Source organism: Chitinophaga sp., assembly GCF_039596135.1.
GTDB lineage: Bacteria > Bacteroidota > Bacteroidia > Chitinophagales > Chitinophagaceae > Chitinophaga.
The window spans coordinates 1-26095 of sequence record NZ_JBCNKH010000060.1 but is presented as its reverse complement, the minus strand read 5'-3'; the positions used below and the strand labels follow the sequence as shown (position 1 = coordinate 26095).

The window sequence follows — 26095 nt, the reverse complement described above, 5'->3', positions numbered from 1 at the left end:
TCATATAAAACCCTAGAAAACATGATTCTAACACTATAAAACTTGTTATTTAGTACTTATATTTGCTGTCCTTAAATGTAAAACAATCCGAAAGCTATGGGAAAATACAGAGCTGGCGTATTATTCGGCGAAGAGCTGGAAGCGCTGTACAATGATGCCAAGAACAATGCATGGGCAATGCCTGCGGTAAACGTGGTAGGTACCAATACAGTAAACGCTGTACTGGAAACTGCTGCAAAAGTAAACTCACCAGTTATTATTCAGTTTTCTAACGGTGGTGCACAGTTCTTTGCGGGTAAAGGAATGCCGAATGATAAGTTGCAGGCAAACATTGCAGGTGGCATTTCCGGTGCAAAACACGTACATGAAGTAGCGAAATACTACGGTGTACCAGTTGTATTGCACACAGACCATGCTGCCAAAAAATGGTTGCCATGGATCGACGGTCTGCTGGATGCGGGTGAAGAATTTAAGAAACAAACTGGTCAGCCACTGTACAGTTCCCACATGCTGGATCTCTCCGAAGAGCCAATTCATGAGAACATCGAGACCTCTAAAAAATATTTCGAGCGTATGAACAAGCTGGGTATGTCCATCGAAATAGAGCTGGGCGTAACCGGTGGTGAAGAAGACGGCGTTGATAACTCCGGCGTTGACAACTCCAAGCTGTACACTCAGCCTGAAGATGTAAACTTCGCTTACGAGCAACTGTCTCAGGTAGGTACCCGTTTTACAGTAGCTGCTGCTTTCGGTAACGTACATGGCGTATATTCTCCGGGTAACGTGGCACTGCGTCCTGAAATCCTGAAGAACTGCCAGGATTTCATCCAGGCTAAGCACAAAACTGCTGCTAAACCAGTTTATTATGTATTCCATGGTGGTTCTGGTTCTCCTAAGCACCAGATTGCTGAAGCACTGGGTTACGGTGTAATCAAAATGAACCTGGATACAGATATGCAGTGGGCATTCTGGGAAGGTGTTCATGATTTCTATGAAGCTAAGAAAGATTATCTGCAGGCTCAGCTGGGTAACCCAGAGGGTGCTGATAAGCCAAATAAGAAATTCTATGATCCTCGTGTATGGCTCCGTAAAGGTGAAGAAACATTCGTAAAACGTTTGGAAGAAGCGTTTAAGGATTTGAACTGCATCGGCAGGAACGCCTGATTTTGAGGGAAATATATTTCAGGGAAGCTGGTAATTTAAAGATTACCAGCTTTTTCTTTTTCAGGAGGGGCCTCTTCAAAAAGAAAAAGCTGACCGTCAACCGCTTTTATTATAATATTGCAGATGAGATACTTTTGAAGTTAATTTAATTTGTATCTTGCACAACTATTTTGTAACCTAATAGTTCAATATGTCAAGCTGGTTTAAGCGAATTAAACAAGGCATTCAAACGTCTACAAGTGAGAAGAAAGAAGCGCCGGATGGTTTGTGGCACAAATGCCCTAGCTGCAAAAAAACAGTTACGGTCAAAGACCTGAAGAACCACTTTTATGTGTGTGATAAATGTAATTATCACAATCGCATCGATTCTGCTGAATATTTCGAGATTTTATTCGATAACAATCAGTTCGAAGAGCTGTTTTCTAATATCTATCCAAAGGACTTCCTGGGATTCAAGGACTTAAAGCCATATGGTGCAAGACTGGTAGAAGCTCAGAAGAAATCCGGCCTGAAAGACGCAATGCGTGTGGGTGTAGGTAAGGTATTTGGAAACGACCTGGTGGTATCCTGTATGGACTTTGCCTTTATTGGCGGTTCTATGGGTTCTGTAGTAGGTGAGAAAATTGCCCGCTCTATTGACTATTGTATTGCACACCGAATGCCATTGATGATCATCTCCAAATCTGGTGGTGCCCGTATGATGGAAAGTGCTTTTTCCCTGATGCAGATGGCGAAAACTTCTGCCAAGCTGACCCAGCTGGCTGATGCAAAGCTGCCTTTCATCTCCCTGGCAACTGATCCGACCACCGGTGGTGTAACAGCATCTTTCGCCATGCTGGGAGACCTCAATATCGCAGAGCCTAAGGCCCTGATCGGTTTTGCGGGTCCCCGTATCATTAAGGAGACGATCAAGAAAGACCTGCCTGAGGGCTTCCAGAGTGCTGAGTTCCTGCTGGAACATGGCTTCCTGGACCTGATCATCGACAGAAAGGAAATGAAGGCCAGGCTGGCACAGTTGCTCGAATTGTTTAAAAACTAATTTTAAAAATAACTGCGGATTACAGCTGGTGTGGACACATGCCATTGTAATCCGCAATTTGTAAATCCCAATTTAAAGTGGCAGAACTGAAGAACAGATCGGCATATTATGAGTACGCAATAGAAGATAAATTCATTGCCGGGATGGTATTGACAGGTACTGAGATTAAATCTATCCGACAGAGCCGGGTTAGTTTTAATGATTCATTCTGCTATTTTTCTAAAGGAGAATTGTTTGTTAGAAGCCTGCATATCACCGAATATTCGCATGGCGCCTACGCGAATCATGACCCATTGCGCGAGCGCAAGTTGCTGTTGACAAAACGGGAACTGCGCAAGATGGAGGGAAAGATTAAGGAGAAAGGGTTCACTATCGTTCCATTGCGTATCTTCCTCAGCGAGAAAGGCCTGGCGAAAATGGAGATAGGACTTGGCAGAGGTAAGAAGCTGCATGATAAGCGTGAGTCTATTAAGCAGAGAGATACAGAGAGAGAGATTAAACGGTATCTGAAGTAAGTGCTTTTTAGAATTTATCGAAGGGGACTACTATACCTACATCATGAAAAATACACCTAACTGTCGCTGGTGGCTGATAGCACCATTTGTTTTTGCATTGTCCTGTAAATCAGGAGAGAAATTGTACAATAAGGGGCGTTATGACGAAGCCGTTATTGCATTTGTAAAAAAACTCCGTAAAAGTCCTACACACCAGACTTCTCTTACTTTACTGCCACAGGCATATGCACAATCGGTACAGCTGCATGAAAAAAATGCATCGGCTGCATTAGGCACCAGTGCACATTTCAAATTTGAAACAGCACTGAGGGAGTACCAGGTACTGCAAAACCTCTATAATAATATTGAAGCATGCCCGGCATGCCTGACGGTGGTGACACCAAAGGATTACCGGAATGCCATCTCTTCTTCCAAAGACACAGCTGCTGCTTCCCGGTATGAACGTGGCATGGCGCTGCTGAGGAACGGAGATAAGTTCAGTGCCCGAAAGGCATACAGTGATTTCCAGGCGGCATTGGCACTGGTGCCGGATTATAAGAATGCCAAAGAAATGATGGACCAGGCCTACCAGATGGGAATGGCCATATTGGAGGTGAGAGATGTGGCGTTGGTATCACAATATGATCAGCGAAGCCTGGAGCCGGGCGCAGCCGTGTTCAGAGACAATGTGCTGAATAACCTGCGGGCTAAGAATAACAATAGCTTTGTGCAGATCTTGCCAGAAAGTGAGGTAGTGAAAAATAAGATTCATGCAGATTATGTAGTGGATATCAGGGTGGAAGACTTTTTGGTGAGTAAACCAAATATACAGAAGAATTACAGGGAACTGGTGAAGACCGTGGAGATTGTGGAGCCTGCAGATACTACAAAAAGACCAAGACAAACGGAGAAAGTGAGGAAGGAAACTTATAAAGGAGTATTGTATTTTAATACAGTAAGTGTGGTGACCGGGGGGAACATCGTGTGTTATCTGATAGATGGAGCAAGCGATGATGATATGGAGAAGATAGTGTTGCCGGCGGATGCGGGATGGAGTAATTCATTCTGTTATTTTAAGGGAGATGAAAGGGTGCTGACACCGGAGGATAGGAAGTTGATTGGTGGGCAGGATTTGCCTTCGCCCACAGTAGGAGAATTGTTTCAGGCGGCAGTAGCGAAGTCCTATGGAGAGATAACAAATATAGTCATGAAACATTATTCAAGTTATTAAAACAAAAAGGGTCGCTATAACAAGCGACCCTAAATACTTTTTAATTACCCGCTTCAAACCCCTGGTCTATCAGCCATTGGCCGCTATCCGCAGCCGCTGTAGCCAGTTCGTCGCAACGGTTATTAAATGGGTTGGTAGCATGTCCTTTTACCCATGTGAATTTCACCTGTTGTCTTCTGTAAGCAGGTATAAACCGCTGCCAGAGGTCCTTGTTCTTCTTGTCTTTAAATCCGATCTTAACCCAGTTCCAGAGCCAGCCCTTTTCGATCGAGTTGACTACATACTCACTGTCGGTGAAGATGCGAACAGGAAGCCCATCCTTTTTAAGGGATTCAAGCGCTACAATGACTGCGAGGAGTTCCATGCGGTTGTTGGTAGTCTTGCGATAACCCTGTGACAGTTCTTTACGAACCGAGTTCCACATGAGGATAACACCATAGCCGCCGGGGCCTGGATTGCCGCGGGATGAACCGTCTGTATAGATTATTACTTCGGACATAGCGGGCAAAGATAGGGAATTGGCCCCTAAACCTGAAAAACCCCTAAGCTGAAATTATCCTCCACCGGCGCCTGATTCGCTGCCTTTATACTCTCCGATATTATTCTTCGTGTATCCAGCGGGTCTATAATATTATCCACCCATAACCTTGCTGCCGCATAATAAGGCGTCGTCTGACTATTATACCGCGCTGTAATCTCAGATAAAAGTCTGCTCTCTTCCTCGGGTGTAATCTCCTCTCCCTTCGCCTTAAGCGAAGCGACCTGGATCTGCAACAGTGTCTTCGCCGCCTGCTCCCCTCCCATTACCGCAATTTTAGCATTGGGCCACGCATAAATAAAACGAGGATCATACGCCTTACCACACATCGCATAATTACCGGCACCATAAGAATTGCCAACAATAATAGTAATCTTTGGAACGACAGAATTAGCCACCGCATTCACCAGCTTCGCACCATCTTTAATAATCCCCGCATGTTCACTACGGCTCCCCACCATAAATCCAGTCACATCCTGTAAAAACACAAGCGGTATTTTCTTCTGGTTACAATTCATAATAAAACGGGCTGCCTTATCCGCACTATCATTGTAGATCACGCCCCCCATCTGCATCTCACCCTTCTTACTCTTCACTATCTTTCGCTGGTTCGCCACAATACCCACTGCCCAGCCATCTATCCGTGCATACCCACACAAGATGCTTTTCCCATAATCCTCCTTATATTGATCAAATTCAGAATTGTCTACAATTCGTGCGATCAAATCTACCATATCATAAGGACGGGTACTATCTTCAGGAATAAGACTATATATTTCCTCCGGATCTTTGGCGGGGGGAACTGTTGCTATCCTGTCAAAACCCGCATTGGCCGGATGCCCCAGCTTGCTGACTATTTTCTTAATATGATCCAGGCATTCCTCGTCTGAATTGAATTTATAATCAGCAATACCAGATATTTCTGTATGCGTCACCGCACCACCTAAGGTTTCCGCATCTACAGTTTCACCAATAGCAGCTTTCACCAGGTAAGGTCCTGCCAGAAAAATAGAGCCATTGCCTTCTACCATGAGCACTTCATCGCTCATAATAGGCAGATAAGCACCTCCTGCTACACAACTTCCCATCACCGCTGCTATCTGTGTAATACCCATCGCACTCATGCGCGCATTATTCCGGAATATACGGCCAAAATGCTCTTTATCCGGGAAGATCTCATCCTGCATGGGCAGGTATACCCCCGCGCTATCTACGAGGTAAATAACAGGCAAATGATTCTCCATGGCGATCTCCTGCAACCGAAGATTTTTCTTTCCCGTCATAGGAAACCACGCTCCTGCCTTCACCGTCATATCATTCGCCACAATCATACACTGGCGACCGGCGATATAGCCAATTCCACCTACCGTTCCTGCAGCAGGGCACCCGCCATGTTCTTCATACATTCCGTAGGCTGCAAAAGCCCCTATTTCAGTAAAAGGCGTGTCCTGGTCGCAGAGATAAGCGATACGTTCGCGGGGAGTTAATTTGCCGCGCTGGCGGACTTTTTCGAGGTTCTTTTTACCTCCGCCCTGTTCTACAATGGCGAGGCGTTGTTTCAGGGTACTGAGCGATCTGCGCATGGCATCTTCATTCCTGTTCTTGTCCAGTTGCTGTGCTTCCATAACGATTGTTTTTGGTTCGGGGATGATCCTTAAAAATAAGGGATTGAGGTCAAAAAAAATGCTTCTACCATCGGCAGAAGCATTTTTTTTATTCGCGTATTGCTGTTTATTTCTTGCTTTCATTCATTGGCAGCGGCTCCTGGCAGGAATCCACCGGCATGGGCGAAAATATGCGCTTGGCAGCGACTAATCTCTTTTTATAGTAAGTACTGTTGGTAATATCAACAATATTCACCCCCTGGTTAGAAGAATGAATCATCATCACCTTCCCGTCTTCTACCTTATACACCATCCCTACGTGGCCCACTTTCTTACCTTTTACATTCTTCCTGCCTGTAAAGAACAACAGATCACCAGGACTGAAATTCTCCGGGCTCACCACCTGCCCCAGCACAGAAATACTGGCCGCCGTTCTGGGAAGGGTCATCCCAATGGCATTAAAGCCATAGTTGATCAGCCCACTACAATCAAACCCAATGGGCCCGATAGCGCCCCGGATATAAGGTTTGCCCAGTTCCGATACCAGCGTAAGCAGCAGGTTACGTACTTCCTCCTGTTTGATGCTGGCCAGGTCTGCACTGTCAGGCACATATGCAAGATGAATCGGCTCATCCGGCAGGTCTGGATTCACATTGGTAATGTGCTTCGGGTGATGGGCAGCTCCTTTTGCACCAGGTTTAACATGGGTCAGGTGAGCCGTTTTACCAGAATGGGAATTATGCACATGCGATGTGGTTTTAGCATGCGTGGAATGTACCACGTGCGTTTGCTTCTTTGCAGACGTGGCTTTGGTTTTCTTTTTCTGCTGTGCAGCAGTCGTTATGGTCGCCCCCAGGGGCAGTAGCAATAATATTAACCTCTTCACAATTACATTTTTTGCATCACAAGGTCCCTGCATTCACTCCTGTAAATCCAAAATCCTTCTTTGACAATGAACGAATAGTCTTAAAAGCGGTCATAGTCGAATCCGGTTTTGGAATACCTTCTCCTTCCTGCTTGAAAGAGAAGACCTTATTGTCCAGCAATCTCCCCTCTTTTGTGATTGTTACCTGCAACAAAGGTGCAATATTTAGCGGATATTTTAAATTGAATTGGTGATAAGTTGAAAAATTTCCTAAACTATAAGCTATTAATTTTTCTTTATATACCTCCATACCCCGCACTACATGGGGGCCTGAGCCAATTACCAGGTCGGCCCCGGCATCTACACAAAGGCGGGCAAAGTGACGTACATTCCCCCTGTTCTGTCCAAAAAAGATCTCTTTTGTCTTTGGCGTGGTCATTTTAGAGGCGCCTTCGGCACCACCGTGGAAGAATACGACTACAATGTCAAAACGGGGTTTGAGTGCAGAAATGTATGCAGTAACGAGGGAATCATCGTTGAGATCCAGACAGTTACTATGCGGCGCAAAAGATACGAACCCAATGCGGGTATTCCTGACCGTGATACTGTCTGTAGGGTGCTGCGGGGTACCACTGGTACGAATATTATTATCTTTCAGCCAGTCGAGGGTATTGGTCACACCCGTCAGCCCGAAATCAAAACTGTGATTGTTGGCAAGGTTGAGGTATTCGAAGCCGGCGTCTTTGTACCACTGCGCAAATTTCGTAGGTGTACGGAAGGCGAAGCACTGGTTAGTACCACAGCTTTTGAAAACGGGGGCCGAGTCAGAAACACAGCTCTCCAGGTTGCCAATGCGGAGATCGGTTTGTGATAAAATGGGGAGCGCCTCCTTCAGGATCGTTCCACTATCATATTTTGGAAGATAGTAAGTGGAAGGATAACTGGAACCCACCATAAGGTCTCCTACGATCGAGAAACTGATCGTATCCTCAATGCCTGGTTCATGTAACCTTGCTACAGGTACTGTTGCTTTGAGCGACACAGGTCTGCGGGGTGCGGACTTGCTTGTATCCAGACCACCGAGTAATAATTGGGCTAACACAATCAGTAAAATACCGTTAAATGAAAATAGTAGTTTACCGTTTTTTGAACGATTTAATTTAAACATATATTGATGGGGAATAAATCTCTATTGTCCACCTACGAAACAAACTCCACTGTATAATGCTGTAAAGGTAAAACAATTTACGTATATGAAAAATCCCCTGTGTCTGCATAACAAACACAGGGGATTTTTCGCACCAGGTCCGGCTATTTAATGAATTTCTTTACATACTGTTGATTACCATGCAGTAACACCAGTGTATATACGCCGGAAGGTAAACGGGATACATCTACCTTACCTGTTGATGTATAAGTAGTTAAAACTACTTTGCCAGACATGTCTACAATGCGAACTACTTCTTTAGAGAAATCAAATCCTACCTTCAAGGTTAAAACATCTTTTACAGGGTTTGGATACAAGATCAAAGATTGATCATCAGGAGTCACTTTTGCAGCTACATTAGCGACTCTTGCCGCTGCCGCGCTGATCACAATTGAAGATGTGGAGTCGTTAAAATTATCATCTACCAAACAAGCATCATCCGCTGTTTTTACTACTGTTCTTCCTCCAAAATTATCATTCAGGTACAGGGTCACCTGGTACCCACTGGTCACTTTCAGGGAAGAAATATCATCATTCTGAATACCCCTTGCCTGCAATTGTGACAAGGTATAAGTGCCCGCAGTTAAACTTACAAACGCACCTGTATAATTACAATCTTTATAGAAAGTAGCCACACCAACAGGATTGACAATCAGGGAAGAAGTACTGTCATTCCATGCATTCCCAATCCAGGTATTCAGGCCGGTAATCGTAAGACTTTCTCCCAGGAAATTATCATTCTTATACAGCGTTACCTGGTAACCCGCAGGTATTGCATAGCTGGTGATATCATTGTCCTTAATACCTTTTGCTACCATTGCAGCCGTGTTGTAAGCACCCAGGGGTAAAGGCCATGCATAACCACCATAAGTAATATCTTTGTAGAAGAATGCCTGGTCTAAATTAGCCGCTGCTTCTTCCAGCATCACACCACTCAGCTGTGTAGCATAATCAGTAGAAGATGAAGGCGGCACTGACCAGTTGGGGCTTACAAGATTGTTTGAAGTATTGATACCTTGCGTACGGAGTACTTCTGCATTGTACTGAATAGCGGCGTTGTACTTCGCTCTTACCGCATCTGTCAATACCCCTTCCCGGGCTAAGATAGAAAGGTAGCGGATAAAAATGCCTTTGAACAATCCACCATCTCCACCCCCTGTTTCATCTGCGAAAAACATTCCGTTTGGACGACGACTGTTGTAAGCATATTCAGCCGTCTTGATCGCATCATTCAGGTAAGTGACATCATTGGTAGCTTTGTACAATTCCCAGGCCGCACCAATATAAGTACCTACATTGTAAGAGAAGATCCAGGACTTCTGTATCACCCCTGTATTCAGGTTGATATTGTCCCACACCGCGCCCGTCGTGGCATCTACCAGGTTTGTCTTTACAAAGGTGTAGATATCCTTTGCTCTTTGCAGGTCAGCGGCATTGCCGGTGTAGCGGTAAATGCGTGCGCCCAGGATCACCGCTGGGGTATTCGCACAGGTGTTCTTACAACCGGAACAGTTCTTGTTCCAGTCGATCGCACCATTGGAATAACCGGTGTTGATGTCTGTCCAGAGTAAGGAAGCGACACTGTAATAGTCAGCATCGGCAGTAGATTTGTAAGCATTCAATGCAGCCAATGCCATCCACTCCATATCATCATAGAAAGTGTTGATATAGGTGTTGCCGTTAAATGCTTTTGTACCCAGCAGCAGGTTCTTCATACGGGTCTTGTAAGTGTCGGAACGGGTACGTAAATAACCGTCGTTCAGCGCGTCTACACCATGTGCACACCACCAGTAATTAGCTGTAGGCACGCCAAAGGTGTTGTACATACTTGTTTGTAATGTTTCTGCTACAGGGCCATAGGTAGCAAGCTGGCCGAAGGTGCATAGCTGTATGAACAACAGCAGGACACTGAGTGTAAAAATGGGTTTCATTTTCGTGGGTTTATTTTGAGAGATATAAAAACCAATAACGTGGATTGTTAAGGTAGTAAAAAAATAGCTTACACCTGGCGGCATAAGCTATTTTTTTTGCAAAAAGGGCACTATATAACTTTAAACGAGATCCATGTCGTAACGCTCTTCATTCATATGCTTCCCATACAGACCTACCGGTTTTTCGCCGGTCTTGCGGAAGCCTGCTTTTCTAAACATATTATTGGCCGTTTCGGCCAGACTTGTTGAAAACAGGTATACCTTGTGATATCCTTTTTCACGGCAGTTAGTGACAGCATCTGCCAATAACTTACGCCCCAGTCCCATCCCCCTGAAATCTGGGTGTACAAGGAACCATTTCAACTGTGCAGCATAGCGGGAATGCCAGACCACCGCAATAGACGCCACGATCTGGTTACCATGCAGTGCCAGGTATACCTGGTCTTTGGAGGGATTGTAGGCTTCCAGGAACTCAGCAAAGTTCTTACACACGCTGGTATCAAATTCCAGGTTATACCCCAGTTCTTTGGCATAGAGGGTACCATGCATATAGATCAGGTAACCGGCGTCTCCGGGGAGCAGCTGGTATCGCCAGGAAATATCTTCGGTGGTAATCCGGTTTTCTTCAGACAGGATGTGGCGGATGGTCTTCATAGCGGCAGCCAGCGCCTGCTGTTGCTCGTCAGGAATCGGTTCCAGCAGCTGGCGTATTTGCTCGCCGGCAGTTTCCTGCATCATCTCCAGCAGTTTACGCCCTTTGGCTGTAATCTGCAGGTACCAGGTACGGCCGTCCAGCGCAGATTTTTTACGGGATAGCAGTTGTTCGCTTTCAAAAGCTTTGAGCATACGACTCAGGTAGCCGCCGTCAATTCCAAGATGATCCACTAGTTTACCAGCGGTGCACTGGTCTTCGGCTGTTAAGGTGTGGAGGACCTTTAAGGCCGTCAAGGTAAGGTTGTTTTCTGATACGTGTCGGTTCAAGGTTTCCGACAAACTGGTATAGTATCTGTTAAACTCACTGATCTCCTGTACCACTTCGAGATTCGATGACATGTCCCATTGAATTTGTACAAAAATATAAATCAGTTTTATAATGTGCAAATATGTTGAAAATGAAGGGCGAGGGAATAATTAAAAAGGCCAGCCGGAGGGGCTGACCTTTTCAGTTACTTAATTTTTGCCCGTACCGCTTTTACTTCTGCGGGCTTTACGGCACTGGCCTTATTCCCGAAACTATTCCTTACAAAGGTGAGCACATCTGCTATTTCCTGGTCTTTGAGCTGTGCCTGTGGCGGCATAGGATTGGAGTAATACTCCCCTTCTATTTCTACCTCGTCATTCAGCCCTTTCAGGAGGATAGTGATTAATTTCGTTTTGTCGCCCAGTACGAAACTTGTTTTGATCAGCGGTGGGTTCATACGGGGTACCCCGCCTCCATCCACCTGGTGACAAGACATACATATATTCTGGTACAACACTTTTCCGCGGGCTACCGAGGCAGCATTGGAATTCTGCCCCATCACAAATCCTGTTGTCCCTATCAGCAGCATAGCTGCCATTATCGATCTTCTCATACTATTTTTTATAAATAATCCGGTACACAGTTCCTTTCACATCGTCAGACACGTACAGGGAGCCATCAGGACCCTGTGCCAGTCCGCAGGGACGATGTTGTGCCTGGCCGGGAGACCTGATCTCACCCGGACCTGCAAACCCTTCTGCAAAGATTTCCCAGTCACCCGCAGGCTTGCCATCCTTAAATGGCTGGAACACGACAAAATACCCTTTCTGTGGTTCAGGGGCACGGTTCCAGGAGCCATGGAAGGCAATGAATGCTCCGTTGCGGTACTTTTCAGGGAACATAGTACCTGTATAAAACAGGATGGCATTAGGCGCCATATGTCCCGGATAAGCAGCTGCCGGATCCTGGATATGATCTCCACCGGTTTTCTTACCATCGCCGCCATATTCAGGAGCAAGGATCTTTTTGTGCTGGAGCTGGTCGTAGTAGATATATGGCCAACCGCAGTCAGAACCCTTGTGCAGGGCGTACATACACTCTGCAGGGAGTTCGGCAGATTGCTTTTCGTCGTACAGATCAGGGAAGAGGTCATGGAGCTGGTCACGGCCATGTTGCATTACGAACAGCTGGTTGAGCTGTGTGTTCCAGTCAAGCCCCACCACGTTGCGGAGACCGGTGGCATAGCGAATGCCATCGCCGTAGGTCTGGTTAGCTTTGTCAGCTTTGAACTGCCAGATGCCACCGGCAGAATCCAGGACAGGACAAGGCTGCATACCGAGAGACCCTTTAGTACGGTCTTTTACCTGGCAGGAGTTTGAGTAAGCGCCGATATTTACGTACAGGTTGCCGTCATTGTCCAGGGTAAAGGCTTTTGCTTCGTGCTGGTGACGGTTGATGAGGCCCGTAACAATCGTTTCGGCCTTTGTAGTATCAATAACCTGGTGTTTGTCGTTCAGTTTAAAACGGTACACGTCTGTGTTGGAAGACGCGTATAAGTAGTTGCCCTTCACTTCAATACCGGTACCGTCGTATTTGAAAAAGCCGGTTTTGTTGTCGATTTTACCATCGCCGTTGGTGTCCTGCAGGTACCAGATAGTGTTGCCTTTGTTGCGGGTGCCTTCTACTTTTACATAGAGGTCGCCTTCGGGAGTGACGGTGAGGTGGCGGGCATGGCCGAGGCCTTCAGCTGCTACCAGGGCGCCAAAACCAGAGGGGAGTTTCAGACCTGCATTGTCTGCATCAGGGGTTACGGTAGTACCAGGCACACCGGGGCCGAAGCTGGTGAGGAGGCTGGCAAGTGCTACTGTAGCCAGGGTGAATGCTTTGTTCATTTGGTTGCGTGGTTTAGAAATGAGTCTTTTTAAAGCCGGGTTGAAATTACAAAATACCCTCGCTCTGTTAGAGCGAGGGTAACTATTTTTTAAATGAGTGGCTGTAAAGGCTGAAGGGTGGCCTGCGGCAGCAAAGAAGTTTTCTCTTTTTCCCCTACGGGGCTTACTTCATTGTCCGCAGCAAAAAAAAGTTTCCTCCTGCAGGAATTACTGCATAACCGCGTAAAGTTTCCTCCTGCAGGGATTACTGCATACCCGTGTAAGTTTCCCTCCTGCAGGAATTACTGCATACCCGTGTAAAGTTTCCTCTCGCAAGAATTACACCGTGTAAGTTTTCCTCCCGCCGGAGTTACTTCACCACCCTCTAAACTTTCCCCCACAAAACCTAGAATCCCGGGTTCTGCACCAGTTTGCTATTCCTGTTAATCTCATCCCTTTGTATCGGCATAAAATACATCTTATCCAGCCACAACCTGTTTTCATTCACCAGCGTCACCGGTGTATAAGTATAATCATAATTAGTTGGATCATACTTATATAAGGTCACCTTACTCCCCGCCTTTAATTTCCCCTGTACATTGATCCCTCTCAGCGCACGACCAATGGTAGCCGGTGCAATCATCCAACGCCTTACATCATAAAAACGCTGTTCTTCAAACACCATTTCTATTTCCCGCTCATGCTGGTAATCCGCCTTCAGCGCAGCACCTGAAGACGTGATATCAGGCATCGCCGCTCTTTTCCTGATCATGTTCAGATAAGTACGCGCTTCTCCTTCCTGTCCTAATTCCATCAGTGCCTCTGCATAGTTGAGAATGATTTCTGTATACCTGAAAAATGGCCAGGGCACCTCCTGCCTGAAATACTGGGCATCCACAGCAGGATCGATGAACTTCTTTAAATAATACCCTGTAAAACTACCGTTCCAGTCTTCTACCGGGCCCTGGCGGGTATCCAGCCCCGGGTTCGAAATTGCTTTCGATCCATCCCATACCTCATACGTACCTGCCTGTACCTGGTTAGCCGGATCCATATCTGCTACATCCGTAGGTCGCTGGCGCCAGTCAGCACCATCATATAAAATCGAGGCATAAAAACGTGGATCCCGATTTAAATAAGGATTCGCTTTTTGCGTAGCATTACTCCAGTCAAACGAAGAACCATCACTCATTTCATAATCATCAATCAATAACTGCGTTGGCGTATTCCCCGACCAGTTGTGATAACCATTTAATCCATTGTACAAACCAATCTGGCCACCCGCTTCCGATTTCGCATTCACAAAATAACGCGAGAAGATGCTTTCGGAATTATCCTTCAGGAACATTGCCTGGTAATTAGCAGTCGCCTCCGCAGCAGAAGCCGGATCAGGAGACATCAGTGAATAAGTACCCAGATCCATTACCGCCTTTGCCGCATCCAGTGCTTTCTGCCAGCGGCTAACACGATCACCTGATGTATACCCTAATAACTCGGGTTGTGCAGCAGCTGCAATAGTAGCCGATTTACTTTTCGCTGTCGGCATATCATGCAGATCACTGGCTGCATACAATAAGATACGTGACTTCAGTGCCAGTGCCGCACCTTCCGTAGCACGCCCTTTTACAGATACCGTTTCCGTACCATGCAGGTAATAAGCCGCCGAGTCACAATCCTTCACAATATGATCCACACATTCTTCAAACGAATTGCGCGCTACACTATAATCCGCATCGGTAAGACTATACACCTGGTCTACCAACGGTACACCTCCAAAACTCCTCACTAACTGCTGATAAAACCACGCACGCAAAAAGAATACTTCTCCCCTGAGACGTGCCGCCTGCAATTGCTTTTCAAAACTTACCTTCGATATGTTTGCAAAGAAATTATTACACGCACGTATGCGCAAATACATGGCTCCCCACTGGAAAGCACCCCGGCTGTTGACATACTCCGCGTCGGTCGGACTGATCGTAGACTCTACCATATTTTTCATGCCATAGTTATGCGTAAACATGGTTTCATCTGTTGCTGAAGACAACATGGTTTCTGGAAAACCACCATTCCCCAGCCCGTTATAAATCTCATTGACATATGCTTCTGCCAGCGCAGGATCAGTCCACACATCACCTGAAGTAGCCTCTCCTAAAGGCCTGGTATTCAGGAAGTCTGTATTACAGGCAGCAGTTGTCAGCAACAATAATATGCATATATATTTCATACTAAGATTGTATTAAAGTGTTAATGTAAAACCGGCATTGATCACTCTCGCCTGTGGATAATATTGACCATTTCCGTTGATGGATTCAGGATCCAGGATGCCTAATTTATCCAGCGTAAACAGGTTCAGACAGTTCGCATAAATACGCAGTCCATTAATTCCTGAACGCTTCTTTAATAAGTCAGATAAACTATAACCGATTTCGAGGTTTTTCAACCGGATATAATTCGTCTTCCTGAACCAGTAAGTATTGCCAGTGGCCCAATAAGTATCATTCCTGTCATTTACACGTGGGTCTACAGCACTGGGATGATCAGGACTCCAGCGATGATCGTAATAGTCTTTGGTAAAGTTGCCGATCTCACCTGATTCAGTATTGATGGCCAGCGCACCACCCGTTGCGCCCTGTACCAATACCGCCATATCAAAACCTTTATACTGTAAACTGATATTGACACCACCTGTAAAAGTTGGTTGTGTACTCTTATCATTTCTTACCTTGTCATCTCCGTTTATTTTTCCATTTCCATCTATGTCTTTAAACTTCATATCTCCTGGTCTGAGATTGTTCGTAAGGGCACTGTAATCGATTGTATTTTTGTTTATTTCATCAAAATCTCTGAATACGCCATCATACTCGTAGTAGAGCGCTGTGTTCATAGGACGGCCCGTAGAGTGCTGCCAGGCCGGCGCCCCGGGCGCTTCATCCCAGAAGATGATTTTGTTTTTGGAATAACCACCATTCACACTGATGTCGTACCTGAAATCAGGGCCGATCTTGTCGGTATAACCAATGCGGAATTCCCAGCCTTTGTTATCGACCTTACCGATGTTCTCCGCAGGCAATGTCATACCGGTAGTTTGTGGCACAGAAGCATTCCTTCTTACGAGGATTCCTGTACGTTTATTCATGAATGCATCCAGTTCGAAGTAAAGTTTATTATTCAGTAATGCACCATCTAAACCAAGGTTGTAATTATTCGCTACTTCCCAGGTTATGAATGGGTTAGGCATGCGTGCTTCGTAGAGTGATTTTACCACGTTACCCCCGAGGATGTAACTGTCAAAACCATAAGTAGCGTAGTATTGATACTCCTGCAAAGTGAGCGTACCATCACCGTCGTCATCGAAATAAATCTGGTCATTACCCAGCCTACCCCACGATGCACGCAACTTCAGGTAGTTCATAAACCTGACATTGTTCTTCCAGAAGTTTTCTTCCGAAATTCTCCATCCTGCCATGATACCGGGGAAGAAACCAAAGCGGGAAGATGCGGGGAACATATAAGATCCATCATATCGCCACACAAATTCAGCGAGGTATTTCTCCTTGTAGTTGTATGCTGCACGACCAAAATAATTTAAGCGCGCACGATCCCATGCACCACCAGAGTTATCCTTTTCTGCATCACCACCTGCACTGAGCTGGTCAATCAGGCTGGAAATGAAGTATTTGCGGGATGCACCGAAATTGTCGAAGTTGACGGTTTCTTTTTCGATACCAAATACCAGGTTGACTGTGTGATCTTTATTGAAGGTATGATCGTATGTGAGCAACCCTCTCAGCAGCAGGTTGGTCTGGTCTTCATCGCCCTGTGTAAGACTCGCCTGGTCCGTACCTCTTTTGCTTTTTATAAGTACGGGCGTAACACCGTCATCTTCATACGTCTTCTTATCCCAGGTATACAGGTACCAGGGTGTCATCCAGTCTTTGGTACGCTTCAGGTATTTATCGTAAGCGATGTTGCCACTCAGCTTCAATCCTTCTACCCATGGAATGATGATGTCGAGCCGTGCATTGCTCTGTACATAGTAACGACGGTCTCTGTCATAACCGGTTTGGTCGGTAGTAATTACAACAGGATTGTTACCATATTCGATATCAGGTCCGGGCAGACCATTTGGCCAGAAGGCAGGCTCTGTCGGTTTTCCACGCATGAGCATCCGAAAAATGTCGCTGGCACTACGTGTTGGAAAATGGCGGTTCTCCTCTCTGCCCATCAGGTCTACAGCTACATTCATGTATTTGTTGATCTTCGCATCGAGGTTTACGCGCAGACTGTACTGATCATAACCGGTAGCTGAGTGTTTATAATAGGCGTCCTGCGACTGGTACCCAAACGAGGTCAGGTACTTTATATTTTCAGAACCGCCAGAGAGTTGCAGGCTATGATTGGATTGTGGAGACCAGGTTTTGAAAGTAGATTTATACCAGTTAGTGTTGGGGTATAACCAGGGGTCTGTGCCTTCCCTGTATTTCTGAATTTCATCCAGGCCAAAGGCTACATCCCAGGTTTTGTTGGTAGTGGGTGAAGTGTAGGTACCATGTTGTTGATACACACTCCATGCATCATTCCACTCAGATGCCGGCACATCCCTGTACAGGCTCAGCTCATCACGCAGCTGGGCATATTCCGGGGCGTTAGACATTTCGGGAATATGGGTAGGCTGTGACCATCCCTGGTTGAATGAATAAGTCAGCTGGGGCTTGCCGGTCTTCCCTCTTTTAGTGGTCACGAGAATCACACCATTCGCTGCACGGGCCCCATAAATGGCAGCAGAGGCGTCTTTTAATACCGAGATACTTTCAATATCCACGGGGTTGATTCTTTCCAGTCCACCTGTACGGTTAGCCACTCCATCGATTACCACGAGGGGATCATTGTTCCCCAGCGTGTTGGAACCACGAATGCGCAATGTGGAACCATCATACCCGGGTTCCCCACTGTTTTGCATAGCGGTAACACCCGGCATACGACCGGAGATGGAGTTAGACAAATTCGTAGCCGGCGACTTGATGAGGTCCGCACCTTTCACGCTGGTGATAGCGCCGGAAACGGCTTCTTTTTTCTGGGCGCCGTAACCTACTACGACTACTTCACTCAGGCCTTTGGTATCGGCCTCGAGGGAGACCTGGATTGTGCTGCCGGTAACGGTGAGCGTCTGGGCCAGATAGCCAATAGCACTGACGGTGATTTTTGCGCCCTGGGTCACGGGCAGTGTAAAAGTACCTTCGGGCGTGGTAGTGGTACCTTTTGAGGTACCATCTATTTTGATGGTGGCGCCAATGATGGGCGCATTCGTTTTGTCTACGACACTTCCTTTGAGCGGGAGGTTCTGGGCCTGTATAACGCTACAATAAAAAAGCAGGGTCAGGGCATGGCAAAGCCAGCCCCGGAAGAGGAGCAAATTTTTCATACGCGAGTTTTGATGGTTACAGAATACGAAGGCTACAGTAACGGGTGTTACTGAAGATTTTGGTTTTCAACGAGTTTAATAAACGAAAATAGCCGTTTGGTTAAACGCTTTTATTTCGGATGATCATCACAACGTGGTTTTTGATGTTATTGAATGAAAATATGGCGCCATGCATCTGGCTGATGAATCAGGTTTTCACTACAGTTACGCAAATGAGAAATCCGGGTTGTTAAACACAATCCTAAAATAGAAAAAATAATCAAGGAAGAATAATTTCTTTGACAATCGTGGGTTAATAGTCTTGCTCGAACTCTATAGCAGTAATACTGAACTGACTTCCCCTTGCCACAAGGTAGAGGTCATGTACACCAAATGAGTATTTAGAATTGCCCGTCATTTTGAGGGCATAGGTTGTATCTCCGGTATATGGGATCTTCAGGGTACCTATACGACGACTTTTCTTTCCTTTAGGGCTGTTTATTCTAAATTCAAGCCTGGAACCTTTTGATTGTTTGTTTTCACAAAAAACAGTCACCCTGACTGCTACTTCCCCCAGCCCCAGGTTTACTTGTCCGAAACCAAGGTAGCTGCCTGATTTCATTTTAAATTCAGTCTCAAAGTTTCCTTTTCTTACTACCGGCGCAGGAGCTGCGGGAGGTGCCGTGCTGCCCGGTCCACCGCCTGTAGGAGGTGCCGTAGCGGCAGGCGCTGCCTGTGGCGGTGATGCAGCCGGAGGCGATGATTGCGATTGTCCCCGGACGATCAACTGCGCGATAATAAAAAATAGACATAGGATAGGCCTCATAGCTATATGGGTAGGTCTGGCTCATAGTCATTTTCGATCACTACTGCCCAACCAGTGTCAAATTTTGTAATCAGAATGAAATTTACGCAAAATTATATTAAATTTTACAATAATAATATATAATGATTACCAAGGGTTTGTTAATAATATTTAAACATCTACTATATTTTACGTAACAGACGGGGATTTATTGTATTTGTGGGGATAAAATCGACGAATGTGGATATGTTATCTTTTTATTATAGGCGCTGTTTATTGTACTTCAGGAATGATAATGTGGAAGGCTGCACCCTGGTGCTCCACACCAAATGCCTGGATATCTCCATTATGAATATCCATAATCTTCCGGCATAAAGCCAGTCCGATACCCGTTCCTTCGAATTTCTCTTTCTGGTTCAGACGCTGGAAAATCACAAACAGTTTGTCGGCATACGACTGGTTAAATCCAATCCCATTGTCTGCCACCACGATCCGGTAACAGGGTGTATTTCTGTTCAGGTGCGGGTAATTGTCCATGTCACTCGCCGTGAGTTTATTGGCCGTGATAATGATACGGCAGGTTTCATTTGGGTTCGAGAACTTCAGGGCATTCCCGATCAGGTTGTAGAACAACTGGTTCATTTGCAAGGGTACAGCATCCAGCACGGGCAGTTCACTGATTTCCATTTGCGCCTGCTTTTCCCTGATCAGGAGCTCAAAGTCTTCCAGCACGTTTGCTACGATCAGGTTGAGATCCACAGGCAGGAATGCGTTTTCACCCAGTTCCAGGCGGGAATATGCAATGAGATCACGGATCAGGTCCGACATGCGGATAGCGGCTTGCTTCACCTTACCCAGGTACAATCCCGTATCAATTCTATTATTGTCAGGCTTTACACTTTCGAGCATGTCTGCAAACAGGCGGATCTTTCTCAGCGGTTCCTGCAGGTCATGACTCGTGATGAATACAAACTGCTCCAGTTCGTGGTTTCGCCGGGAGAGGTTCATATTGGCTTCTTCCAGGGCAACGGTGCGCTCGCGTACTTTCCTTTCCAGCGCATCTTCCACCATTTTCTGATCGTCAATATCCACACAGGCGCTGATAAAGCCTATAAATTCATCCTGCGCAGTGAAGCGGGGAATACCGGAGCAGGACAACCAATGGTAAGTGCCATCCTGCCGTTTCAACCGAAACTCCGAATAGAAATTCCGCCTGTCGCGGGAGGAACGGCTAAAGTTGATTTTCCATTTATCAATATCTTCCGGATGCATGATGTCATACCAGCCCCTGTCTTTATCCTGGTCCATAGAGCGGCCGGTGTATTTCTGCCAGGCCTTATTGAAGAAGGAGAAAGAACCATCTTTTTCTGCGATCCAGATCATAGCAGGCGCAGTATCGGCAATCATCCTGAAGTAAGCCTCACTTTGTTGCAGGTGCAACTGTGCATGCTTGCGCTCCGTGATATCCTGCGAGATCCCGATCATGTACTTTACCCCTGTCTGCTCATTGAGTACAGACTGTCCCCGGGCCATGATCCAGCGAATAGCAGGGTCCTGCCCTTTGACCCGGTATTCTTCTGAAAAGACCGTATCAGTGGCCAGTGCAATATCCAGCGCCTGCCTGAACCTATCCCTGTCATCGACGTGAATGGCCTGCAGAAGTTTGTCGATGGTCACTACAGGGGCCGAAGACAGCCCGTAATTCGCCTTACAGAGATCATTGCACTCCAGGATGCCGGTCTCGGTATTAAGCTCCCATGAGCCTAATTTGCCTGTTTCCAGGGCAAAGTTCAGGCGGTTGTTTACATCCTGCAAATGACGCTGGTATTGTTTGGATTCCGTCACATCCGTTACCACTCCTAATATGCGGCTGGCAACGCTGTCATCGAAGAAAACCTGCGCCTTGCACGAGATCCACTTAATTTTGTCTTCGCTGGCCGTAATACGGAAGTCAATATTGATCTGTCCATTGTCAATACCCGCCAGCGCTGCCTGGATAGTATGCTGTACCGCATCAGCATCCGAAGGATGAATGGCTTTGATAAAGGTATCATATTCTACAGGTGCTGCGCTGATGATATTGAACAACTCGCGGCTTCTGTCAGATAACAGTATCTCGCGGGTACGGGGATTGAATTCCCAGGTACCTGTTTTGGTACCATCCAGTGCCAGGCGTAAACGTTCTTCATTGATGCGGACCAGTTCCTGCTTGCGTGCAATCCTTTCACGGGCCTCCTTCACTTCGGAGATATCTTCGATAGCCAGCAGAATCAGGTCTTCCTTCAGGTCCTGGGAGGTAATGAGCTGGCCATTCAGCAGCATGGTACGCTCCCCTATAGTATTAAATTTGTGTGTGAGTTCGTAATTGATAAAAGGCGTTCTGGATGAGAGCAGGTTTTCCAGCAGGGTACGCAGGTCGGAGTTATTCCATTGCTTGTTTCCCAGTTCGTAAAAAATCTTGCCTTCTGTTTCCTTCCTGTCTATTTTGAAGAAGCGGTAGAAAGAAGCGTTGGCACTCACCACCCGGATATTGGCATCCAGGATCACGAGTGATTCGTGAATAGTATTCACAATAGCTTCTGCATACAGGCGCGCGTTGTTCAACTGGTTATTACGCTCCAGCAGGTCGTTGTTGCGGGTGCTTAGTTCATCGTTGATTACCTGCAGCTCCTCCTGCGATACTTCCAGTTCCTCATTCAGACTTTTCAGTTCTTCATTGGCCGATTGCAGTTCTTCGTTGGTCGCTTCATATGCTTCGGCTACAGCACGCAGTTCGTCTTTATAGCGTTGCACTTCCTTTTCCATTTGCAATATGCGCAATGTCTTATCATCGGCGCTATCTGTAACAGGTTCCACTCTCTTTGAATCGGCTACGTATTGTTCAGGAGATTGATGATTAAAAATTACCAGGTAGTAAGTCTCGTGCAGGTTGATAATAGGTACAATTTCAAAGCCAACGGTGATCTGACCGGCAAGAACCGATATGGTGATCCCTTCTTTTTTTACATTTCTCTTGCCTGTTTGCGCCTGGTTCAGTGCACTGCGCAAACTATGCACAAGATCCCTGTGGGCCAGTTTCAGGATATTCAGACTGGCTTTGCCCGGGCCATGCTCGAAGAACTGCATGGTTACCCCACGAAATTCGATGATGTCGAATTGCTCGCTGAGTAATACAGCAGAGGGAGCAAACATGGAAAGGATAATACTATCAGCCGCCTTCTGAGCATCTACATTTTCGTCTCTTTCCTGGTCGAAGCTGGGTGTCATGTGCTTGATTTTTTTATTAGTGGGGAACGCACTTCTCAGCGTCCACTTATCTACGTTCTTTTTTAAATAGATCTTCGTCTTCTTCGAAGGCATTTCAAACAGGTCGGGCGAGCGGTTGGTTTCTGATTTTCCCAGCCAGAGGAAGCCTTTATCTTTCAGCGCGTAGTTGAAAATGCTGAGCATTTTCTTTTGCAGTACGGGTTGCATGTATATCAGTACATTGCGGCAGCTGATCAGGTTCAGTTTTGCAAACGGCGGGTCCGTAAGCATATTATGAGATGCAAATACGCATACATCGCGAATGTAGCTGACCACTTCATACCCCTGTTCCACCTCCCGGAAGAACTGTTTCAGCCTTGCATCAGAGACGCCTCCCATCTGTGTTTTAGGGTAAACAGCTTTTCTGGCTTTGGCTATCACAGCATCAGAAAGGTCTGTAGCAAAGATTTTCACCTTTTCGGAAAAGTCTTCATGCCCCATCATTTCATAGAGGCATATAGCGATAGAATAAGCCTCTTCCCCGGTGGCACAACCTGCCACCCAGATCCGTACCTGGTCATCCCCATTCATTACCGGCCTGGTTACCTGTGGCAGGATGGTGCTAAGAAGATATTCAAAACTGCCTGGGTCCCGAAAAAACGACGATACATGAATTAACAGTTCAGCAAATACTATATTCTGTTCGTTCTCATTATCCTTAATTAATGTCAGATATTCTTCAAAACCTGGAATGTTCATTAACGACATCCTGCGTTGTAACCGTCTTGTAATGGTGGAAAGCTTGTACTGCAGGAAATCTACTCCCGAATATTCAGACAGGATAGACAAGATACTTTTTAATGCAGCATTGGGCCCCGCACCGATTCGTCTCCGGTTACTCTCAGCTTCTTGATGCATGTCAGGCATACAAACTTTTTGACTTGTGGCTATAAGAATCGCTAAAGATATATAAAAATAGCGTCAAATCATTCGATTATCCATTTTCAGGTAGTACTGCAGGAACCTGGCAATCTCCGGTGGCGGTAGCACGGCATGCGGATCGTCCCTTTTAATCGCTGTAAGGGGCAGAATATTGAAGTCGGTCGACTCCGGATCCTGCACGATCACCAGGCCATGCCTGTCCTCAATTGCTTTAATACCTTCAATACCATCTGTGCCCATACCCGACAGGATGATGCCCACTGCATTCTCATCATAGCATTTAGCCATAGACTTGAAGAAGATATCAATTGATTTGTTGATTATTTCGCGGGAATAACGTTTTCGCACGCGCAGAATATGATCTTCTACAATCATCATTTTACCTTCTGCCAATACATATACATTATCAGGTTGCATTTTCACGTTATCGGTCACACGATGCACAGGCATTTCTGTAAACCGCTGCAAAATGTGGCTGAAACGACTTGGATAGTCAGCTGACAGGTGTGGTATCACTACAAAAGCTGCGCCTGTTTTTTCTCTCATCTGCTGAAAAAATTCACATACAGGTTCAAGACCGCCGGCAGAGCAGCCAATGCCTATGCACAAAGCCGGGGATTTAACAACATTACTCATGGTTCTCTTCTAAATAATGGTTTATCAATAAAGATGCCCCGAATTAATATCCGGGTTCAGCCATTAAATTCAAAGAAAATGCCAGAGTATGCCAGTATGGTGCTATTTTAACACAATTTGTAGAAAGTAGGAGCATGGGGTTATAAAGAGAAGGCCAGGTTATTACCCTGGCCTTGCAAAATTATTTCGATTCCTTCAGCACCATGTCGATGGTGATAGCACCAGCTACAATGGCGATCTTTTTCAGATCTTCAGGACATTCTTTTCCAATGATTACGCGGTATTTATCAGCTGTAGTAAACACCTCTTTCACCACACCAGCCCACTTTTTAGTGATCTGCCCCAGTTCATTTCCACCTGCATCCACAATTGTGAAATTCCAGGCCTTCCAGTCACCCTTGATCTCGGCAATTACCGCACCGCTTTGATCAGTGATATGGAATAAAGGCTTGAAAAGTTTGAACTTATGCTTGATGCCACCGATTGGGTTACCACTACCATCGAGAATGGTGATTTTCGACATCCAGAAAGTCCAGCCACGGTGAATAGAGGCGACTACTGTGTTGTCCATCTCCTTGATATCTAAGGTAAAAGGGAATACGGCCTTGCTCAGGAATAAACGCAGCAGCTTGTGCCAGGCAGGTACAGTTTGTTGGATATTACCAATCTGCTTTCCCTGCTCATCGTAGACTTTATAGGCATTAGAGAATTTAAAAAGACCGACTTTTTCGTCAATGAAATAATCGTTGTAATTGAAGAATGTAGGTAAGTTCGCTTGTCCCATTAATGAGGTTTTAAGAAGTTTATGGTTTAACAATGGGGGCGAAGGTATATAAAAATTATAATATAACAAATGATGGGCATAAACGATTAATTCATTTTGGATATTTAGCTAATAATGCCTGTAATTCAGCTACTTTCTCAGGATATTTATTCACTAAGTTCACCCGCTCTCCCGGATCCTGTGTGAGATTAAATAATTCCAGTGTGGTTTTGGTTTTTCTCAGCTTCCACTCCCCTACCTTTACTACCTCGGGCACGACATTCACATAGTAAATAGGCTGGTGTGGTGTCTTTGGTTCTTTGCCTGCCAGTAAATCCGCCACGGACTCTCCATCTAATTCTCTATCAGGCAATTTCGTATTCGTCCATGCCGCCAGTGTAGGCATAATGTCCAGGCAGGAGAAGGGATCTTTTAAAACTTTGCCTGCCGGCGTATGCCCTTTCCAGTAAACAATGAATGGCATACGGTCACCACCCTCATAGGTATCAAACTTAGCGCCCCTGAACACCCCTGTAGAACCGGTATGATACTTTGTAGTCACACTATCTGCATACACACGATCCGGCAGATTGATCCATGGCCCGTTGTCACTGCTGAAAATAAAGATGGTATTATCCGCCAGGCCTTTTTCTTCCAATGCCTTCCAGACCTGTTCAATTCCCCGGTCCATAGATTCTATCACATCGCCATACTCCCCTCCTGCCGAATGCTTTGCCACATGCTTCTGTGCAGCATACCATACCGGTGAGTGCGGCATATTGTGCGCGAGGTATAAAAAGAAGGGCTGTCCTTTCTTTTGATGCCGGATAATGCGGATGCTTTCCTTTGTATATAAATCCACCAGGTCACTATCCTGTGGCTGAATAACCTCCGGTATGTGATTCCTGAAAATCTTGATCGTCGTATCCGTATTTACATATGGTGCCCGGTAATCATGACTATACAACATGCCATAATACTGATCAAAACCCTGCGCATTTGGCTGACTGCTATCCTTATCTCCCAAATGCCACTTGCCTACGATATATGTTTTATAGCCTGAAGTCTTCAGCATCTCTGCCAGCGTCACTTCATTGCGTGGCAATCCATGATCTGCACCCGGACCTACAGGCACAGGTAAATTATACCGGGTGGGATAACGCCCCGTGAGCAAAGCTGCCCGCGATGGTGTACAGATGGGCGAAGTCACTGCATAGTTATTTGCCTTCACCCCAATCGCCGCCATATGATCCAGGAAGGGCGTATTGATCAAAGGATTGCCATAGCAACTGAGATCTGCATACCCCATATCATCTGCGAGTACGATAATTACATTCGGTCGCTGCTGCGCGTAGATTTGTCTGCCACCAGCCAGCAGACAAAAGGATAACAAAAGC

19 protein-coding genes are annotated in these 26095 nt (G+C 46.0%); 4 read left to right on the top strand and 15 right to left on the bottom strand.

The window, feature by feature from the left end; genetic code table 11:
- The first annotated feature begins 96 nt into the window (after positions 1-96).
- From fbaA to ABDW16_RS24815, 4 genes are all read left to right on the top strand, one after another.
- Positions 97-1164, top strand: a complete 1068-nt coding sequence (fbaA, locus tag ABDW16_RS24830; RefSeq protein WP_343673513.1) for a class II fructose-bisphosphate aldolase — start codon at positions 97-99, stop codon at positions 1162-1164.
- A 190-nt stretch (positions 1165-1354) separates the two neighbouring features.
- Positions 1355-2203 (top strand): acetyl-CoA carboxylase, carboxyltransferase subunit beta, encoded by an 849-nt coding sequence (gene accD / locus ABDW16_RS24825; protein ID WP_343673512.1) that lies wholly within the window; start codon positions 1355-1357, stop codon positions 2201-2203.
- A gap of 77 nt (positions 2204-2280) precedes the next feature.
- Positions 2281-2718 (top strand): SsrA-binding protein SmpB, encoded by a 438-nt coding sequence (gene smpB, locus ABDW16_RS24820; protein WP_343673511.1) that lies wholly within the window; start codon positions 2281-2283, stop codon positions 2716-2718.
- Between the two features lie 43 nt (positions 2719-2761).
- A complete protein-coding gene (locus tag ABDW16_RS24815) occupies positions 2762-3928 on the top strand; it encodes a hypothetical protein (RefSeq protein ID WP_343673510.1) in 1167 nt (388 codons plus the stop codon).
- 40 nt (positions 3929-3968) lie between these two features.
- Here ABDW16_RS24815 and rnhA read toward each other — a convergent pair whose 3' ends face one another.
- From rnhA to ABDW16_RS24740, 15 genes are all read right to left on the bottom strand, one after another.
- Complete coding sequence (gene rnhA / locus ABDW16_RS24810) at positions 3969-4427, bottom strand: ribonuclease HI (RefSeq protein ID WP_343673509.1); 459 nt, start codon at positions 4425-4427, stop codon at positions 3969-3971.
- Positions 4428-4453: 26 nt separating this feature from the next.
- Complete coding sequence (locus ABDW16_RS24805) at positions 4454-6091, bottom strand: carboxyl transferase domain-containing protein (protein WP_343673508.1); 1638 nt, start codon at positions 6089-6091, stop codon at positions 4454-4456.
- 106 nt (positions 6092-6197) lie between these two features.
- A complete protein-coding gene (locus ABDW16_RS24800) occupies positions 6198-6956 on the bottom strand; it encodes a C40 family peptidase (RefSeq protein WP_343673506.1) in 759 nt (252 codons plus the stop codon).
- Between the two features lie 16 nt (positions 6957-6972).
- Positions 6973-8103: a CapA family protein gene (locus tag ABDW16_RS24795; protein ID WP_343673504.1), complete on the bottom strand. Its 1131-nt coding sequence runs from the start codon at positions 8101-8103 to the stop codon at positions 6973-6975.
- 143 nt (positions 8104-8246) lie between these two features.
- Positions 8247-10073: a glycoside hydrolase family 76 protein gene (locus ABDW16_RS24790; RefSeq protein ID WP_343673503.1), complete on the bottom strand. Its 1827-nt coding sequence runs from the start codon at positions 10071-10073 to the stop codon at positions 8247-8249.
- Between the two features lie 120 nt (positions 10074-10193).
- On the bottom strand, positions 10194-11126 hold the full coding sequence (locus ABDW16_RS24785) for a bifunctional helix-turn-helix transcriptional regulator/GNAT family N-acetyltransferase (RefSeq protein ID WP_343673502.1): 933 nt from the start codon (positions 11124-11126) through the stop codon (positions 10194-10196).
- Between the two features lie 113 nt (positions 11127-11239).
- Positions 11240-11647, bottom strand: a complete 408-nt coding sequence (locus ABDW16_RS24780; protein WP_343673500.1) for a cytochrome c — start codon at positions 11645-11647, stop codon at positions 11240-11242.
- Between the two features lies 1 nt (position 11648).
- Positions 11649-12926 (bottom strand): PQQ-dependent sugar dehydrogenase, encoded by a 1278-nt coding sequence (locus tag ABDW16_RS24775; protein ID WP_343673498.1) that lies wholly within the window; start codon positions 12924-12926, stop codon positions 11649-11651.
- A 385-nt stretch (positions 12927-13311) separates the two neighbouring features.
- Complete coding sequence (locus tag ABDW16_RS24770; protein WP_343673496.1) at positions 13312-15129, bottom strand: RagB/SusD family nutrient uptake outer membrane protein; 1818 nt, start codon at positions 15127-15129, stop codon at positions 13312-13314.
- 12 nt (positions 15130-15141) lie between these two features.
- Positions 15142-18327 carry a TonB-dependent receptor gene (locus tag ABDW16_RS24765; protein WP_343673495.1) on the bottom strand — a complete coding sequence of 1062 codons (3186 nt, stop codon included), beginning with the start codon at positions 18325-18327 and terminating at the stop codon, positions 15142-15144.
- Between the two features lie 292 nt (positions 18328-18619).
- Complete coding sequence (locus tag ABDW16_RS24760) at positions 18620-19132, bottom strand: carbohydrate-binding protein (RefSeq protein ID WP_343673494.1); 513 nt, start codon at positions 19130-19132, stop codon at positions 18620-18622.
- 252 nt (positions 19133-19384) lie between these two features.
- A complete protein-coding gene (locus ABDW16_RS24755) occupies positions 19385-23275 on the bottom strand; it encodes a CheR family methyltransferase (RefSeq protein WP_343673493.1) in 3891 nt (1296 codons plus the stop codon).
- Between the two features lie 63 nt (positions 23276-23338).
- Positions 23339-23935 (bottom strand): chemotaxis protein CheB, encoded by a 597-nt coding sequence (locus ABDW16_RS24750; RefSeq protein ID WP_343673492.1) that lies wholly within the window; start codon positions 23933-23935, stop codon positions 23339-23341.
- Positions 23936-24116: 181 nt separating this feature from the next.
- On the bottom strand, positions 24117-24719 hold the full coding sequence (locus ABDW16_RS24745; RefSeq protein ID WP_343673491.1) for a phospholipid scramblase-related protein: 603 nt from the start codon (positions 24717-24719) through the stop codon (positions 24117-24119).
- A 91-nt stretch (positions 24720-24810) separates the two neighbouring features.
- Positions 24811-26095, bottom strand: a 1285-nt coding sequence (locus tag ABDW16_RS24740) for a sulfatase-like hydrolase/transferase (protein ID WP_343673490.1), incomplete at its 5' end; no start/stop codon positions are given.